Source organism: Burkholderia sp. AU45388, from assembly GCF_030481585.1.
Classification (GTDB): domain Bacteria; phylum Pseudomonadota; class Gammaproteobacteria; order Burkholderiales; family Burkholderiaceae; genus Burkholderia; species Burkholderia sola.
Genome location: NZ_JAUJPV010000028.1, coordinates 15587 through 31236, shown reverse-complemented (window position 1 = coordinate 31236; position 15650 = coordinate 15587). Strand labels below are relative to the sequence as shown.

The 15650-nt window shown below is 59.0% G+C and carries 12 protein-coding genes and 3 pseudogenes; 10 read left to right on the top strand and 5 right to left on the bottom strand.

Features of this window, described 5'->3' with window-relative positions; translation table 11 throughout:
* Positions 1-92: 92 nt before the first annotated feature.
* Positions 93-1814, bottom strand: coding sequence for a hypothetical protein (locus QZM72_RS31210; RefSeq protein ID WP_301739993.1), 1722 nt, complete (start codon positions 1812-1814; stop codon positions 93-95).
* A gap of 496 nt (positions 1815-2310) precedes the next feature.
* Between QZM72_RS31210 and QZM72_RS31205 the strand changes: the two genes are divergently transcribed.
* From QZM72_RS31205 to QZM72_RS31180, 6 genes and pseudogenes are all read left to right on the top strand, one after another.
* Complete coding sequence (locus tag QZM72_RS31205) at positions 2311-3048, top strand: response regulator (RefSeq protein WP_124702978.1); 738 nt, start codon at positions 2311-2313, stop codon at positions 3046-3048.
* Between the two features lie 218 nt (positions 3049-3266).
* The gene (locus QZM72_RS31200; protein WP_301739992.1) at positions 3267-4046 is read left to right on the top strand and encodes a response regulator; all 780 of its coding nucleotides are present in this window, start codon (positions 3267-3269) and stop codon (positions 4044-4046) included.
* Entirely contained in the window at positions 4043-6739 is a 2697-nt protein-coding gene (locus QZM72_RS31195) for a hybrid sensor histidine kinase/response regulator (protein WP_301739991.1), read from the top strand. Before QZM72_RS31200 ends, QZM72_RS31195 begins: the two co-directional genes overlap by 4 nt.
* A 55-nt stretch (positions 6740-6794) precedes the next feature.
* Positions 6795-6938, top strand: a pseudogene (locus QZM72_RS31190) (integrase core domain-containing protein); the annotation flags it as partial.
* Positions 6939-7334: 396 nt separating this feature from the next.
* Positions 7335-9053 carry a methyl-accepting chemotaxis protein gene (locus QZM72_RS31185; RefSeq protein ID WP_301739990.1) on the top strand — a complete coding sequence of 573 codons (1719 nt, stop codon included), beginning with the start codon at positions 7335-7337 and terminating at the stop codon, positions 9051-9053.
* 289 nt (positions 9054-9342) lie between these two features.
* Positions 9343-10254, top strand: a pseudogene (locus QZM72_RS31180) (transposase); the annotation flags it as partial.
* On the opposite strand, the gene QZM72_RS31175 reads toward QZM72_RS31180, so the two are convergent.
* The gene (locus QZM72_RS31175) at positions 10238-10444 is read right to left on the bottom strand and encodes a PAAR domain-containing protein (RefSeq protein WP_301739989.1); all 207 of its coding nucleotides are present in this window, start codon (positions 10442-10444) and stop codon (positions 10238-10240) included. The pseudogene QZM72_RS31180 and the gene QZM72_RS31175 overlap by 17 nt on opposite strands.
* Positions 10445-10528: 84 nt before the next feature.
* Here QZM72_RS31175 and QZM72_RS31170 point away from each other — a divergent pair, with 84 nt between their 5' ends.
* Positions 10529-10993, top strand: a complete 465-nt coding sequence (locus QZM72_RS31170) for a hypothetical protein (RefSeq protein ID WP_301739988.1) — start codon at positions 10529-10531, stop codon at positions 10991-10993.
* Between the two features lie 23 nt (positions 10994-11016).
* On the opposite strand, the pseudogene QZM72_RS31165 reads toward QZM72_RS31170, so the two are convergent.
* Positions 11017-11463 (bottom strand): annotated as a pseudogene (locus tag QZM72_RS31165) (IS6 family transposase); the annotation flags it as partial.
* 183 nt (positions 11464-11646) lie between these two features.
* On the opposite strand from QZM72_RS31165, the gene QZM72_RS31160 reads away from it, so the two are divergent.
* The 3 genes from QZM72_RS31160 (at position 11647) to QZM72_RS31150 (ending at position 14151) form a co-directional block, all read left to right on the top strand.
* Entirely contained in the window at positions 11647-12531 is an 885-nt protein-coding gene (locus QZM72_RS31160; protein ID WP_301739987.1) for a class I SAM-dependent methyltransferase, read from the top strand.
* A gap of 16 nt (positions 12532-12547) precedes the next feature.
* Positions 12548-13234: a DUF998 domain-containing protein gene (locus tag QZM72_RS31155; RefSeq protein WP_301739986.1), complete on the top strand. Its 687-nt coding sequence runs from the start codon at positions 12548-12550 to the stop codon at positions 13232-13234.
* Between the two features lie 185 nt (positions 13235-13419).
* On the top strand, positions 13420-14151 hold the full coding sequence (locus QZM72_RS31150; RefSeq protein WP_301739985.1) for an IS6 family transposase: 732 nt from the start codon (positions 13420-13422) through the stop codon (positions 14149-14151).
* A gap of 228 nt (positions 14152-14379) precedes the next feature.
* On the opposite strand, the gene QZM72_RS31145 is transcribed toward QZM72_RS31150, so the two are convergent.
* Positions 14380-14640 carry a GlsB/YeaQ/YmgE family stress response membrane protein gene (locus tag QZM72_RS31145; RefSeq protein ID WP_301739984.1) on the bottom strand — a complete coding sequence of 87 codons (261 nt, stop codon included), beginning with the start codon at positions 14638-14640 and terminating at the stop codon, positions 14380-14382.
* A 6-nt stretch (positions 14641-14646) separates the two neighbouring features.
* Entirely contained in the window at positions 14647-15324 is a 678-nt protein-coding gene (locus QZM72_RS31140; protein WP_301739983.1) for a YfdX family protein, read from the bottom strand.
* Between the last annotated feature and the right edge of the window lie 326 nt (positions 15325-15650).

Genomic DNA, 15650 nt, shown 5'->3' with positions numbered 1-15650 from the left:
CTCGGTCAATATTTGTAATGACCGAGCCAATCCCGGAAATATTTCGCCTGCGAATGCGTTCGGCAAATGCGAACGATCGATGTCCCCGCCCGTTACTGGACGACTTGAATCGGTACGGCGATATCCTGGTTGCGCATGGACGCCGCGGCCGCACGCGGGCTCGTATTGATCATCACGTAGCCGAGCACGCCCGGTGTCGCGTTCGGCCGCACCGTGACGGTGACACGTCCATTGCCGCTGTTGACGCTGCCTCTCTCGACCGACGCCACCAGCCAGTCAGGCAAATTGGTGATTTGCCAAGCCAGCCTGATCGGCGTGGAGTAATCGCCTGCGGAAATCTGCAGCTCCGTGGATTCCCCCGCCTTCAGGCGTATCGCGTTATTACGTCCGGCAGGGACTGGTCGGGTCGTGCCGTCGTCGTTCAGAACCTTTACACCGAATGCCGGAGTGGAATAGCTGAGGGTGTAAGGCTTGGCCAGCTTGTAGTCGTACAGATAAGTTCTCGATATCAGGTCATTGTCCGCCCGCAGACCGAAGTTGCCTTCGAATTTCGAAACCTTGATCTGCACGCTCTCTTCGACGGCGGGATCTCCCTCGGGCACGCTGAACAATACCCAGGCAACCGTCCCGGCCGTGCCGACGGTAGTGGGATCGGTTTTCCAGATATCATTGGCCGACGTCGCATGGGAAGAAATAAACTCCGCGATGCCATGTTCGGAAGACGAAATCAGATTTTGTGCGGAATAAGTATACGAAGTCGCAATTTCGCCGCTTACCGACGCAGTTACACCCTTGTCTCCAAACGAAAGAGATCCGCCCATTTTTTGCGTCACCGTGGTGTTTCTCTCCACGGTTTTGGGCATGTAATTATCGACATTTCCCTGGATCACCACACCACCTCTGACGACCGACAAGGAAAATGCCATATCATGGAGGTTGTTGTAATAACCGCAGTAATCACCCTTCACGCACGTATCCTTGCGCGTCGGATGCGTCTTGTTGATGCGTGGTTGCGGCGTCGTTTCCCAGTTCGCCTTCACGAGGTAATAGTCGTTCTGCGTGCTTGAATTCAGGCGATACAACGAAAACTGGAGTTTCGCGCTGCCGGCCTTTTGGTCGGACTGCCACCAATTGTCCGTGTACGACTCGAGGCTGACTTCCTGCGAGCTGTTGCCGAGCAGGGTCCATGCGGAAGGGTCGGGATTGGCATTGCCGGCGATGCCCGCCGGAGAGTCCGCCGTCGCGCGAACCATAGCCGACTGCACTGCGGATTTCGTCAGACGCTGCCGCGCCTGGCTCGCCCGAACCGGGTCCAGGCAGCGATCGATGCCGTTCCCGTCCGTGGTGCCGTCCTGTATCTGGCACTCTACCGGCGCGCCGTCGACGGCGGATTTCGCCAGGATGAAGCCCGACGACTGCTCGCTCTTTGTGGCGACAGGGATCGACGAAGCTACCGGTACCGTGCTGATGATGCCATCGGTGCCGCTCGGCTCCATCGCGGCGACGCCGCTATCGACCTTGAAGACCGGCATATCGTCCGTCGGCCCCCAGATGTCGACATCGCCGTCGGCCACGATTGCATAGCCGGCATCGTAATGCGCAGCTATTGAGCATTTGTCGACATTCCCTGGCTGTACCCGGTATACCGGATATCCGTCGACGCTCGGAACGTGAGCGGTACTGCTGCAGCTCGGGAATGCTGAAACCTGCACATTCGGAGAAGCATCCCCACCGCAGCCGGCCAATGCCGCACTGGTCAACAGCCCCACACCTAAAACCCGCGTACCGAAGATCGTTGGCCTCTCATTTTTCATTATCTAAATTCTCTCCATTTTTCGATGCGCTATTCGCATAGCTTCCCCGCCGGTGATTGGCCGCTCGCCGACTCGCCATCGACTTGCGACGCAAGCGGCGTATGCAGTATCGATTCGGTTGCGGGATGTGGAGTACTCGCCACATCGTTGGAGCGGACGATACCGCGGAGGAACATGCAAGTGGGAGTCAGGCCTTTGAAAGACTGTCGCTAAGGTTTGCCGGGCTCGATAAAATCTTCGTCCGAGAACAGGGCGCGCGACCGGATGCCGAGATCCAGGCCGAACCGGGGTCGCACTCGGTGCTCGAAGGAGCCGACCATCAGCTGCGAGCTCAAGTTAGCGGCGGATGTTGCCGTTAACCCGGAAGAAGAGAAATCTCGCCCGTAAACAGTCCGGCGCTTCGGGTAGATAAAGCCATCGGACTCTCTCGCCAATCGATTGCGAAATTTACATGCCACAAGCAATTGAACGATCACGCTCCAGCGACATTTCCGGAATGCGGATCCTGATCATTGACGATAATCCTGACGATCGACTGCTGCTGGCGGAGTACTTCGGCGGCATCGGTTGCCGCATTTTTGTCGCATGCGACGGCCAGGACGGCTTTCGCAAGGCGCTGGCCATTATTCCCGACCTGATCCTGATGGATGTAGGCATGCCGGTATGCGACGGCCTGACTACCACACGCCTTTTACGATCTGTTCCAGATACGCGCGCGATCCCGATTTGCTTCCTGACGGCAGCCGGCCAACCCGCCGAGCGCGTACAAGGGCTACGGTTAGGTGCCATCGACTACGTGTCCAAACCCTTCGATCTGAAGGAGGTTCACCTGCGCCTCAGCATTCATGCGCGTGCAGGCCGTTACGCATGCGGCAAAAACACTGCCGCGTATCCGGGCGATACGCTGGATACGCGCTTGTTTCGAGACGCCCGCTACCATCTACTTGCCCGTCTTCACGAGGCATCTCCCGTTCCGTCTCTCGCGCGTACGTTGAGCACGAATACTTTGCGGTTGAACCTGGTCTTCAAACGATGCACCGGCATGACGGTCTCGCAGTTCCTGTTCGAAGCGCGCATGCAATATGCGACAAGCCTGCTTACACAAACGACTATCGACATCCAGACGATCGCCGAGGCAGTGGGATATGGAACCCGGCAGAATTTCTCGACGGCGTACCGAAAACGATTCGGCGCTTCCCCAAACGAGTCACGGATAAAGCAATTCGATGTATGACGCAGTGCAATACTTTGCGAATCGGTCTGTTTTGTTTGGTGCCGGATATTATTTTCGCCCGCCGCCGACGGCTGCCGGTTTCCGAGATATCCTCCCTGCGGTACATTGCTCCGCCGACGCGATGGTGACATTGCGGCACGACGAATGATCATTATTATCGGCAACACAATATGCATCCGTCCGATCTCTCCGCACGCAGCACATCGAGCAGCTGATTTATGACCCGCGTCCTTGTTGTCGATGACCACCTCGACGATCGTAGCCTGCTCGCCGAATTCCTCCGACAACAGGACTTTCGCGTATTCATGGCGAGCGATGGCCTAGACGGGGTGAACAAGGCACGTGCCGTCCAGCCGGACCTGATTCTGATGGACATCAAGATGCCGGGTTGCGACGGGCTCACTGCGTGCCGCAGACTGAAAGCCGATCCGACCACTTCAGACGTACCATTGATTTTCCTGACCGCATCAAGCCAACCCGAGGAACGCGTTGCCGGCCTCGAGGCCGGTGCGATCGACTACATCACCAAGCCGTTCCATTTCGACGAGGTAAAGCTGCGCGTTGCCATGCACTTGAGATTGAATGGCATTGCGACCGAATCGGAACCGACAGCAGGCGTCCAGCCGCTTAATCAGGACGCTACGAATATCGACCTCGCGCTCTTCCGTCAAGTCAAGGCCATCGTGCTCGCCAACTTCGCCGACGAACCCGACGTCGAAGCGCTTGCCGCTCGGACCGGTACTTCACCACGTCGCCTATCGCAAGCGCTCAAACGTTGCATCGGGCTCACAGTATTCGACTATATTCGAGAAGAACGACTCAAGGAGTCGAGGCGTCTGCTGCTCGAGAGTAACAGCGACATCGTGACCATCGCGCGTAGAGTCGGCTATACGAACGGTGCGAACTTCGCGACCGCGTTCAAGACACGTTTTGGCGTCTCCCCGAGTATGCTTCGCCGCGCGGACAGCCACGCGAATGAAGCGCTGACCAATCCATGATCGGCCGACGCACGCATGCGGGGAGCCAGCTGGCACTGGCGTGGTTGCTGATGTTTTTCGCATTGAGCGCGTTTTCGGCTGACCTTCGATGGCCGCAGGCAATCGACGTCGCATCAGGTTCCGGGTACCGATCGCTGGCGAACGACGTCATGCTGTTCGACGATCGCACGGCAAACCTCGCAGCTGACACCGTCTTGCACAGCGACGGCTGGCAGCGTGCGACCGCGCGCACGCTGTCACGAGGTTTCACGTCGTCGACCATCTGGATCGCAGGCACACTCGCAAATCAAGGCGCGCAAACCACCACGCGATGGATCTCGGTCGATCCAGTACGTCTCGAAGACGTCGCTTTCTACGTGGTCGATCAAGATGGTAACGCGGCCAAGGTGCGCTACCGTTCCGGAATCGGAGCGCCGATCGCGAACCGGCCGCTCGAAACCGTCAGTACTGCGTTTCCGGTCACGCTGACACCTAGCCAGCAAATGCGGTATCTGATCCGCGTGCGAAGCCGTTCATCGCTGACGCTGTCCTTGCATCTCTGGCACCCGAGGAATTTCCACGTGGAAGCCCAGCGCAGCATCACCGCGCATATGCTGCTGACAGGCGCCATGCTCGCGATGGCCGTCTTCTCGGCAGTGCTCGCAGCTGTGTGGCGCGACCGTGTCTTCGTGATACTGACGGCAACCGTGGTGTCCGAAGTCATCTACGAATTAGCCTTCGAAGGCTATCTTTACGCACTGCTTCTTCATCAGGGTGGCGACTGGCTCGTGCGCCTGCCGAGCATCGCGGGCAACATCAGTGTCGCTCTGTTCTCGGCGCTGCTGTATTCGTTCATTGGACTCGACAAATTCGGTGCATGGCGCTGGTCTTACAAGATCATGATTGCGGCGCTTGTCGCCGCCGCCGCCTGGACCGCGTTCGGGGACTATCGCACAAGCGCAGCGGTCGCCATCCAGGGCACACTCCTCTGCAATCTGGTGTGGATAGCATCCGTGGCTCATGCGTACCGGCGCAAGGTGGCGAACGCGCGCCTTATTCTGATAGCGTTTCTTCCCGACTGTGCGACGCTCTTCATTCGCCTCGGTGTGCTATCCGGATTCATTTCCACCAGTTTTAGCGCAGGCACCGCACAGATCTGGGACAGTATCGGCGTGCTGGTTTTGCTATCGATGATCGTCGGCGGCAGGTCGCGTCAGTTACTGCTCGAGCAACGACAAGTGCAGCGGCTGCTTTGGGCTGAACGCGAGGCCACTCAGGAGCGACTCGAGAATGCGGTTGCCACACGTACCCGCGAGCTGCGTAGCGCACTTGAGCAGGCCGACGGTGCGATACGGGCAAAGAGCGACTTCCTCGCCCGAATCAGCCACGACCTCAGAACGCCGCTCACATCGATTATCGGCTTCGCCGATCTCATCCAAGCGGATGGTCGCGAGGATGCGGAACGCGGTCGAGTCATCCGCCGCAGCGCCAACCACATGCTCGGTATGGTCAACGACCTGATCGACTATGCTAGGGGGCGCGAAGCGGACACGCTGTCACCCCAACCTGTGTACACCTACGCTCTACTGGACGCCGTTTCGCAGCATGGCGATGCACTCGCGAATCGCAGCGCTAACGAGTTTTCTCTAAACGTCGTCGGAGATCTACCGCCAGTCATCGAACTTGATGAACAGCGTATGCACCAGGTGCTTGGCAACCTTCTGGACAATGCAGCCAAGTTCACGAACCACGGCAGTATCCTGCTGACCGTCAGCGCGGATCCTGTCGATAGCACGCAGCGGCGCTGGAATCTGCGCTTCTCCATATCCGACAGCGGGTGCGGCATTGCTGTCGTCGATCACGAGCGCGTTTTCGAGCCGTTCGTGCGCGTAGGGGAACACAACCATCGGCCAGGTATCGGTCTGGGGCTTTCTATTGTCAAGCTATGGACCGACCGGATGGGGGCGACCTTGACATTCGACAGCACCCCAGGAATCGGGACGAAGGTCGTCATCGAGCTTACGGTCGATGAGGTGGATGAAGCGGGAGTCGACAGTCTGCGCATGCATGAATCGGCCGATACGCTCCCGCTCATAGACGGAGGGGGAAGACTCGTGCTGTTGGCTGAAGATACGGCCGAGATCCGAGAGTTGTTGCGCGGAGATTTGCTCAGCCTCGGATTCGCGGTTGAAGCCTACGATAATGGCGCGTCAGCGGTCCGGAGACTGATCGCGAAGAATTGCCCGATTCCAGCACTCATACTGACCGATCGACTCATGCCAGAGGCATCCGGGCATGACGTGTTGGCCGCCGCACGAAGCTGCCATCCACATGTCCCAGTCGTTCTCGTTTCCGCTGTGCCGTTCAGTCAGGCAGCACGGCCAGATGCGAGCGAATGTTTCGACGCCCAGCTTCTCAAGCCGATCAGTCTTGCCGATTTGCGTAACACAATCGCTACGCTGCTGAAGATGCAACGTGATCACAGACCGGCGCAGCCCGCATCGCAAGATCCGCCGTTTCTCGAACCACCTGCCGCGGTATTGCTCGACGAAGCACGCGTGCTGATCGAGTTGGGCGCGATATCCGATTTGCTTGACTGGGCGGAAAAGATTGCTCGGGCGGCACCACGGCATGCACCCTTTGCGGCTAAAGTCAGTCAACTGGCAAAAAGAGGAGAGTTGCGGGAACTTCAGTCAATGCTCGACTTTTCCTGAAGCGCTAATGCATCAACGTCAATCTGGCGAGCTGGTACAAAAGAGTGGTTAGGTCGAATCGGTGGCGGAAACCAAACGTGAGATCGAGGCTTGGCGCCGAGACTACAATGAGACTCGACCTCACATGACGCTCAAGGATCTCACGCCGGGCGAATTCGCCCGGCAATGCAGCCTTCGACCTACGGCCGAAGGCTCATGAAAGACCGAACACTAACGCTCGGCACTGTCCAAGAAGGCAGTGAATACGAGTGTCGCTGCGAGGCTGTGGATTGAGTCGGAAGAGCTCACTGAAGCGGTCTTTCGATGAACCGATCGTGCGCGGATCTATCGTCTCCGCGGCCTATGGCTGGCTCCCCTGAGCGGGATCCTCATTTCCACGTTGACGTGGTGTCCCGCATGCGCGTCTGTCCTGTCGCGCTCGCACCGACATTGGCGTGAGCGGGTGACCATGGGCACTCGACCTGAGCTTTAGTCAGACGGATCGTGGCGGAGTAGCGCCATATCAGGATAAACACCGAATCTCTTCAGCAACGCAAGTGCGTGCCGTAATTACATTTGTATTTCTTCGTCCTTGCATTTTCATATGGAGATAAAAATGACCTTCCTAATCAATCTGAAGATTGGACGCCGGCTCGCGACAGGATTCGGGTTGTCCCTTGCCTTCGTATGCTTGCTCGGAGCAATGGCGCTGTGGCAAATCGGGCGGGTCTATCAAGAAACGGAGAAGATATCCAACGTTGTGGTGCCGACCGTGCAAACGCTCGGCGACTTGCGCTCTCAAGCCAATGCCGTTCGGCGGGCGACGCTTCGCGGCCTCCTTGAAGCGGACCAACAAGGGCGAGATGCACAACGCGTGGCGCACGATACGGCATTGCGGCAGTACGACGCAGTGTTTTCGCGTTACAAATCATTGGCGACATCAACTGGCGGCGCCCAATTAGTGCGAGAAATTGAATCTAAATGGTCGGATTTTCAGAGGTTAAACCAACGACAGCTCGATGCGATGGCTCGGGGCCAGACGGACACGCCTGAGGTCCGGGAGTTAGCCACCAAGGCGGCGGCTGTCGAATTTGCGAGCTTCGTCAAAGCGGTTGATGCGGCCGTTCAGGCCAGTCGGGAACAAAGCGAGGCAGCGAATGCTTCGGCATCGGCGAGCTATCACGAGGCAGTGATCGAGACAGGACTGCTTGTAGCGATAGCGTTTGTTGCCGGTATCGGCGTGGCTATTCTGATTACCCGCTCGATCACGCGCCCCCTTGCGCGAGCAGTGTCCGTCGCGCAAACCGTTGCGCAGGGCGATTTGACTTCGGAAATCGACGCCTCTGGAAAAGACGAGACGGCAATGCTCCTGACCGCACTGAAAGAGATGAACGAGCGTCTGGCGCGTATGGTCGGAGACATTCAACACAGCGCGGATAGCATCGCGACGGCATCCTCCGAGATTGCGGCCGGCAACATTGACCTCAGCCAACGGACGGAAGAACAAGCCGCGTCGCTGGAGGAAACGGCCGCGAGTATGGAGCAATTGACGTCGACCGTAAAGCAAAACGCCGACAATGCGGCTCAAGGCAGCACGTTTGCTCAAAATGCTTCGGAAGTGGCGGTGCGCGGCGGCCATGTCGTGAATCGGGTGGTGGAGACGATGGACGAAATCAGCGCGAGGACAGACCGCATGTCCGCGATCATTGCTGCTATCGAGGGCATCGCGTTCCAGACGAACATCCTTGCTCTTAATGCTGCGGTTGAAGCCGCGCGCGCTGGCGAGCAAGGCCGAGGATTCGCGGTCGTCGCTGGTGAGGTGCGCTCGCTTGCCCAGCGCAGCGCGACTGCCGCGAAAGAGATCAAGGATCTGATTACCGAATCGGCCGATGGAGTGCGCAAGGGCGCAGAATTGGTCGCAGAGGCTGGTGTCACCATGAAGGATGTGGTGAGCGCTGTTGCGCGCGTCACTGATCTGATGGAAGAGATTTCAGCCGCCTCACAAGAACAGCGCAAGGGTATAGAGCAAGTCAATCAGGCCGTCACTCAGATGGACGAGGTCACCCAGCAAAATGCCGCCCTGGTCGAGGAGTCGGCGGCTGCGGCCCAATCCATGTCATCTCAGTCGTCCGGCCTGAAGGAAATGATTTCTGTATTTCGTATAACTAAGCACAGAGATTTATCGGTACCGACAAGCGAACCTGTCCGGTTTCCCGCAGCGGCTTCAGCACATGAGAGGAAGAACAGGCCGGCCACGTCGTATGTACGAAAACTGGCCCCCGCCGCGAGCGTCGCGCCGACTGTCGCGTCATCGTCCGACTGGCAAAATTTTTAAGTACGGCCAGTAAAAGCTCATCAGACGAGTGCGGTTGAAAAGGGCTCATGCTAAAACGTGGTCTCAGTCGAGCAAGGACGCACCACAGGTAGGTGTGTTGGTGGTGATCGATTGAGATCAGTCCGTCGCGCACTGTGTTCTTTGAACCGCGCGCGGTTCGATTTTATCGAAGCGTGCGTTGGAATTCCTGTCGCGGTGAATGGGATGATTCGGTGGAGTGTGCCCAACACTGTCTTGATAAGGCGTAGAGCCTGCTAGGCCGATCACGCAGCCGCAGTGTCATTAAACCAGCCTATACGAGCAGAATCTGCTCTCCGAATACCACATCCGCTATGGCGGCTACGGCGGAATCGGCTACTATCATGTGTCGGACATGTACATCGCGCTGTTCAGCCATTTCATTCCGTGTGGTGTTCACGAGGCCGTCTACATTCTCGACGGGCTGATCGAGAACGGTGCCGATATCAAACCGGATACGATTCACGGCGATACCCAGGCCCAGAGCGGCCCCGTGTTCGGATTGTCGTATGTCATGGGGATCGGGCTGATGCCGCGCATGCGCAACATCAAGGACCTCGTCCTGTACAAGGCCGACAAACGTCGCAAGTACGAGCACATCGACAGCTTGTGCCGGCAGGCGATAGACTGGGGGCTGATCGAGCGTCACTACATCGACATGATGCGCGTCGCGGTATCGATCAAGGCCGGCAAGATGACGCCGTCGGCGATCTTGCGCCGGCTCGGCTCGGAGAGCACGAAGAACAAACTCTATTTCGCGTTCCGCGAACTTGGGCGAGTGATTCGGACGTTGTTCCTGCTGAAGTATCTGGACGATCCGGAGCTGCGTCGCACGATCCACGCGCAGACCAACAAGAGCGAGCAGTTCAACGACTTCGCGCAGTGGCTGATGTTCGGCGGCGACGGCGTGATCGCCGAAAACATCCGGCACGAGCAACGTAAGGTCGTCAAGTACAACCACCTCGTGGCCAACATGGTGATCCTGTACAACGTTCAGTGGATGTCCCGTAAGCTGAAGGAGCTGCAAGAAAAGGGCCATCCGATCGATGCCGATGTCCTCAAAGCGCTATCCCCATACCGGCGCGACCACATCAATCGGCTCGGCGACTACCTGCTGGACCTGCTACGGCCGTTTTTCCCTCTCGATCCGACCATCGATTTCGCTTTTAAATCAGCAGCTTAGTCCGAGATGTGGCGGATTTTTCACGAATCCCGGCCAACCCTCTGGTCTGGCTTCCGTGCTCCTTGCATTCGACGGTGTCCCCCTTCCGGGCGATCGGCTTGCCGTTCACGACGTCCGCATTTGATCCCGCCGTGACGGTTCCGCCATGCGGCCCCAGCGTGTCGCCCACCACAATTACCTGACGAACCATGCTTTCGCTCACTTGTCGTTACAGGCTAATCTCGCGAATACTAGGCATGCCGGTTTCCGCGTTCGGACTTCCGAGGTAAGTCCATTGAACATCGTTCATCGCCAGGCCAGGAAACCTTTCACTGCCTTGCGGGAACACTTGACCTTTCTCGACGAACGTCTGCTGATTCCATCGGTTGAATGGCCTCGCCAGCGCATGATCGTCGGCAACGCGGGCTTCCCATATGCCACTTTGCGGGCACTGCTGCTGACCGCCACAGATAAGGCGCGAAGGGAGTTCGGGAACCTGTCTCAGCAAGCGAGCTTCGATCATGTGTTTCAGGGAATCTTCACGCTGTGGAGGCAACGGGTACGCATCCCCCAGGTAGTGCTACTGGACCTGGTCGGCAGTGAGCCAGCTCAACGGAGACCCTTCGAAACGCTCGCCGGCGTGGTAGCGCTCAGGCATGTTCCCGCGGGCGGGAATGAGCTGGGATTTTTCTGCCGACGCGGCCCCGTACAACGCCAGCCAGTATCCGTCGCGCGGGACAACCTGGTTGCCTGCAACTGAGATCGTGCTCGTGTCCAGAGATGCCGGTGCTCGACACTCAGGCCCAACGCGGCGTTGGCCACCGCGTAGCTGCACAGTTTGTCCGTCACGATGATGCGCGGGCGGCCGTGGCGCTTGAGCAGCTTGCGCATCAGTCGCTTGGCCGCTGTGGCGTCGCGCCGACGCTGAACCAGGACATCGAGCACGTGTTGATCCACGGCTCGCCAGAGCCAGTGCTTCACGCCGCGGATCTTCACCACCCCATCGTCAAGGTGCCATTTGTCACTGCGGCTTGGGGCCGTGGCACCAATACGCTGAGCGATCGCCAGACCAAACTTCGCGGCCCAGCATCGTCCCGACTCGTAGATCAGCTTGATGCCCCGTGCCACAAGCATTTGCTCGACTATGCGTAGGCTCAGCGGAAATCGGCAGTACAGCCACACTGCGGAGCTGATCACGTCGGGTGGGAAGCGGTGGCCCTTGAACGAGATCGGCGAATCACAGTGAGGCGCGAGGGCATGGACGGGCTTGTTTGTGCCCTACTATGCAAGACGCTCATGGAACGAACTGACAATACCCAGCCACCGAAACTAACCCAATATCGGTAATTTTCTGGATTCAAATGACAATGCGTCTCATTTACAATGTAAGTGATTCTCCTTCGGAGTACGGCCATGAGTAGCAGCCTCCCCGGAATACCGGACATCTCTACGGACAGCGCAGGGCAGCTTTCCGCGACTGCCGCCGTGACGGCGCACGCGATCAGCGACACCCTGCGCATCCCGCTGGCAGCTCGCGCCTTAGGCGACTCGCTCTTTCCTGAGGTCGCCGTTCACGATGCCAGTGCGCGCGATGCACTGGCCCGTCTGGGCGACGACGGCAGCCTGTGGCTCAAGCAGCGCTCCACCGTCTATGGCGTGCTGGCGCGCATTTGCGTTTTCCGCGACTTGGCGCTGGATTATCTGAAAGACCATCCGGCCGGCCATGTGGTCAATCTTGGCTGCGGGCTGAGTCACTATTTCCAGTGGCTCGACAACGGCCAGGCCCGCATGACGGACGCGGACCTGCCGGACGTGATCGCGCTGCGCCGCGCGTTCCTGGGGCTGCCTGGCGAGCGCCATGCACTGCTCGACCTGGATCTGTGTCAGCCCGGGTGGTGGGATCGGCTCGGCCTGCCGAAGGCGCGCGATGCGGCGCCGGTCTTCCTGATGAGCGAAGGCGTACTGATGTATCTGCCGGCCACCGCCGTGTCCGCGATCCTCGCCGAGTTCGGCGAGCGTGCATCGGCTGGCTCGGTGTTTGCCTTCGACTCCATGTGCTGGCTGGTGGCCGGACGTGGGAAGCAGCATCCGTCGATCCGCCATACGCATACCGAGATTTCTTGGGGGCTACGCCGTCCGGCCGATCTGCTCGAGCCGCATCCGCGCCTGCGACTGGCGGCGGCCCATCGCGTAATGGAGGGCTACGGTCTGCCGCACTCCATCCTCGGGCCGATGTTTCGGGGAGTTCTGCGCGTGCCGTTGTACGCGGTGTATGAATTGCGAACCCGGGATGACTGAGGAAGGAGCCCGCGCCATGTCAATCCAGAAGTCGCCTCAAGATCGACTGACCTCCCGCCTGTTGAGTGCGGGGCTCATCGCTGGCCCGCTGGTCATCACCGTTGGCTTCGCCCAGGCCATCCTGCGCGACGGTTTCGATCTGCGCCACCATGCCAGCAGCCAGCTCGCGCTCGGCGAATTCGGTTGGGTCCAGTCGCTGAACTTCATCGTTGCGGGCCTGCTAATGCTGGCCTTCGCTATCGGCGCGCGCCGGGTGTTGAAAGGGACGCCCGGCGGTTTGTGGGCACCTCTGCTGCTCGCCGTATTTGCGGTCTCACACGTGCTGGTCGGCCTGTTTCGCACCGATCCCGCGTTTGGCTTTCCACCCGGCGTCGATACGCCGCCTGGCTTGCCTGCCTACGATCAAGCGACGACGCACGCTATATTGCACGCACTCTTTGGCAGCGTTGGTTTCATGGCATTGACCGCCGCCTCGTTCGTGCTGGCGTGGCATTTCGGACAACGCCACCGCGCTTGGATGATGGCCTCGCTGATCGTCGCTGCGATCATCATCGGCATTGCCATCTATGGCGGCCTGTGGGAATCGCAGCACGTCGATCCGGTGATGCGCTCGACAGCGCACTTCGATTTCCTGCCGATGTGGGCGACCCTGCCGCTGATCTGGGGCTATCTGACGGCGTTGGCCTGGAGGCTACGCCGATGACGAGTTGGAATCAGCACAAGCGACTGCTATGGTGTCACGGATCGGCGTAAAGGAGCCGGGGATGATCGGCGTAATGGCGCCAGTAGAACTGGGGGTAAAGCGCGGGTTCGAACGGTTTCAAGGTTGCGGTTTTTTGCCGTTTTTGGCAATGTCAACTTGAAGGTGGCGCTGGGTAAAATAGAGGAATGAAGAAGACACCCTCGCCATATCACGGTTTCCGTTTCCCGGCCGCAGTCATCGGCTGCGCGGTACGCTGGTACCACCGTTTCAACCTGAGCCTGCGCGACATCGAGGAATTGCTGCTTGAGCGCGGTGTCGTGGTGAGCTACGAATCAGTGCGCAACTGGTGTGAGCGGTTCGGCACGATGTTCGCGTATCGGGCCAAGGCAGTGCGGCCAGGCACGGGCACGACGTGGCATCTCGATGAACTGTTCGTGAAACTGCGTGGCGAACTGTACGTGCTGTGGCGCGCAGTGGATGAGCACGGCACCGAACTGGACGTGCTGCTACAAAAGCGCCGTGACAGAGCTGCGGCAAAACGCTTCTTCAGGAGGATGCTGCGTTCGCACCCGGTACCCCGGAAGATCGTCACGGATCAGCTGCGCAGCTATCCGGCTGCAAAGGCCGAAGTGCCGCAACTGGCCGGCGTGAAGCACGTCTTCGTGAAGGCCTCGGCCCGTGTCAATAACCGCGCGGAGAACAGCCACCAGCCGACGCGCCGGCGAGAGCGCCAGATGCAGGGTTTCCGTGACCCGCGGCGCACACAGCGCTTCCTGTCGAACTTTGGTCCAATCCGTCAGCACTTCGCGTTGCCGCGGCATCGAATGAGTGCAGGCCATCATCGTGCACAATTGCGGGCACGTCTGTCCAACTGGTTCCAGTGGACTGTCGCCGGGTCGACGAGCATTGCCCAGTAATAAGCAGGAGTCTTGTGCATACCGGATCGGCGCATGCCTGCACCGGCAACTTGACAATGCCGCGACAGCCACCTGCGCCGCACCGCGCACCGGGGAAATCGTGCCGATTTCCACACCAGCACCGAACGACTCGGGCGCGTTGCATCACGCTCGACATGACGCCGCGCGTGGGAGTCGCACCATGACGATAATCGGTGTATTGAGCGTACCAGCCGCTTGCGCGTCAGACTAAGTCTTGCGTAATTGACGCATTGCTGCGAGTGCGACGAGCGCGCCCGCCGTGGAGGTGACAATGTCGAGAAACACGCTGTTGGCTACCGATAAATCTAGGACATGAGCAATACCTGAGACCACGCATGCGCCCATGATACCCAGGACGATATCGCGAATGATCTGGTATGGGCGTCCACGCCAGACCACCCCGGCAAAGCAGCCTGACGCGCCACCGATGAGAATCCACGTTAGCAGGCTATGGGAGGTATCGCTCACGATGATTTATCCGCGACTGGCCGGCACGGCATTAATATCGAGTTGATCGAAGCGTTGGCTGTGCTGCACCTGGTGCAGGACGACACCCGCTTCGTAATACTTGCCCGCGTTCAGCAGTGCCGACGCCTGATCGATACGCTCGGCGGTTTGGTCGAGTGGAACGACATCAACGGTATAGGCGACATTGACGTCAGCAAGTTTCAGCGCCTTGATCGCCCCTTCGCGGTCCCCCTTCTTCAAGGCCACGTTAGCGTTGGCGACTGCCTTGGCCTTGACCGGCTGGGCGGCGAAGTCATCCAGTACGGTCATGTCACCGCCGACCGGCAGCCATGCCGTAGCTTGATTGCTCGTAGCCGTGTTGGCGTGTGCACCGGCGGCGTCGCTCAGCGTCGATTCGGCCTTCATGAAGGCCGAGTTGTCGGACTTCGCCGCCTGCATCGCCGTCTTGGCGTCGGCCAGCAAATGGGTGGCCGCCTCAGGATGGCCGTCGAAGAGCGCAGATCGGGCAATCATGACGTCAATCATGGCCCGATTCCCGGCATGCGACAGTTTCGTGAAATCCTGATTGACGGCCTTTGCCTGGGTGACGGCCGCGACCGCATAGCCCGCGGGCACAGTACCGCAGACCAGCAATGCGACCGACATCACGCAGAAGGTTGCTTTCCTTCTATTCAGGGTGGACATGTCGAATTCTCCTTCTTTGATCGTTGTTGTTCCCGTAGGGCGGACTGGACCTCACGCAGTTGCATCATTCACGCGCCCTGAACACAAGATATGAGGGCGGACTTAAAAGAAACTTAACCCTGGCGGTCAACACGAGATTTCACCAACCCATCTGGCGCACAGTGGAAGCCTCTCGGTGGAAATCAATACATGAGTTGATTCGGATTCCGCAGAATGGAATGCGTTCGCGTCGTGCTGGCACAGAGAAATACGAATTGAGGTCACTTGCTCGTCGGTTTCGACGACAAGTCGCCAGCGCCGGGCCTTGCTCATGTCCCGGTAGATGC

Bases quoted from the DNA above. Each gene is read 5' to 3' on its own strand.
- QZM72_RS31210 (WP_301739993.1), bottom strand. From the start codon at position 1,814: ATGAAAAATGAGAGGCCAACGATCTTCGGTACGCGGGTTTTAGGTGTG.
- QZM72_RS31205 (WP_124702978.1), top strand. From the start codon at position 2,311: ATGCGGATCCTGATCATTGACGATAATCCTGACGATCGACTGCTGCTG.
- QZM72_RS31200 (WP_301739992.1), top strand. From the start codon at position 3,267: ATGACCCGCGTCCTTGTTGTCGATGACCACCTCGACGATCGTAGCCTG.
- QZM72_RS31195 (WP_301739991.1), top strand. From the start codon at position 4,043: ATGATCGGCCGACGCACGCATGCGGGGAGCCAGCTGGCACTGGCGTGG.
- QZM72_RS31185 (WP_301739990.1), top strand. From the start codon at position 7,335: ATGACCTTCCTAATCAATCTGAAGATTGGACGCCGGCTCGCGACAGGA.
- QZM72_RS31175 (WP_301739989.1), bottom strand. From the start codon at position 10,444: ATGGTTCGTCAGGTAATTGTGGTGGGCGACACGCTGGGGCCGCATGGC.
- QZM72_RS31160 (WP_301739987.1), top strand. From the start codon at position 11,647: ATGAGTAGCAGCCTCCCCGGAATACCGGACATCTCTACGGACAGCGCA.
- QZM72_RS31155 (WP_301739986.1), top strand. From the start codon at position 12,548: ATGTCAATCCAGAAGTCGCCTCAAGATCGACTGACCTCCCGCCTGTTG.
- QZM72_RS31150 (WP_301739985.1), top strand. From the start codon at position 13,420: ATGAAGAAGACACCCTCGCCATATCACGGTTTCCGTTTCCCGGCCGCA.
- QZM72_RS31140 (WP_301739983.1), bottom strand. From the start codon at position 15,324: ATGTCCACCCTGAATAGAAGGAAAGCAACCTTCTGCGTGATGTCGGTC.